The sequence below is a fragment of the Veronia nyctiphanis genome (genome assembly GCF_004116385.1).
Lineage (GTDB): Bacteria > Pseudomonadota > Gammaproteobacteria > Enterobacterales > Vibrionaceae > Veronia > Veronia nyctiphanis.
In genome coordinates, this window is sequence record NZ_PEIB01000100.1 from 1 (window position 1) to 876 (window position 876).

Consider the following 876-nt stretch of genomic DNA (forward strand, 5'->3'; position numbering starts at 1 on the left):
AACAGCTGACGCATTACTCTGGGCTTGGGAAATTATGAGGGGATCCCTCAGCGCCCAATTAAGGGGTGAACAACGCCACCACCCAAACCTAAAGCATTGTGACATAAACACTTAACTGACTTGAAGTGAGAGCGCCAAGCGTTGTGAATCCCTCTTAAATTGCTTGTTATAAATCCTCGCTTTGCGCCTGCTCCATTTCAGCAATTAATGCTGCCATAGCAGTTCGACCATCAGGAATCTGCAAGTCTTCGACTAGCTTTTGTGCAACGAATTCACAAACTTCAATGGCATCTAATAGAGTCTCATTGAGATAATTGATAAGTATGGCTTGATGCTCAGGGCAAAAGAGATCGCACTCGGTGTTACCATCCCAGAAAAACATTGCCTTAAGCTCCCCATCACGACTATTGATACTTTCTTGTAGCATTCTGAAAGTAATCATGATGTATTGTGATTCAGAGCCTGAATCTGTCAAAAAGGCTTCGTTGTATTTTCGATAAACCGTATTCAGCACATCGGCATCATAATGCCTGAAAAGTTATTTCTAAAGTTTTCTATATCTTTACGTTTTTTGTTAAACGATTTTGAATTTTCGATTAAAGGGGTATCTATTAACAAAAGATTCCAATCTTCCTTAGCATCTCGAAAATTAACTAAATCGATCAAAGCCAGACGAAAGTTATCGAAAAATTTATTGTCAAAAAACAATATGCCGCTGTTAATCTCACTATATTCTTTCTCCATATTTCTCTTTAAAGAAACGGCTTGGAGATAATTACTTAAATTGTCTTTCAATTGAAACTCCATATTTTGGTGATTTATAACGCCTGCCAGCACAGGCAAAAAATAGCGGAGCGGTTTTTTGTCCTGTGGCTG

2 protein-coding genes are annotated in these 876 nt (G+C 38.7%); both read right to left on the reverse strand.

Annotated elements, in window-relative coordinates; translation table 11 throughout:
- Nucleotides 1-166 precede the first annotated feature (166 nt).
- Complete coding sequence (locus CS022_RS24595) at nucleotides 167-514, reverse strand: hypothetical protein (RefSeq protein WP_129124484.1); 348 nt, start codon at nucleotides 512-514, stop codon at nucleotides 167-169.
- Nucleotides 508-876: hypothetical protein (locus CS022_RS25120; protein ID WP_161569753.1), on the reverse strand; the 369-nt coding region annotated here is incomplete at its 5' end. The genes CS022_RS25120 and CS022_RS24595, both read right to left, overlap by 7 nt.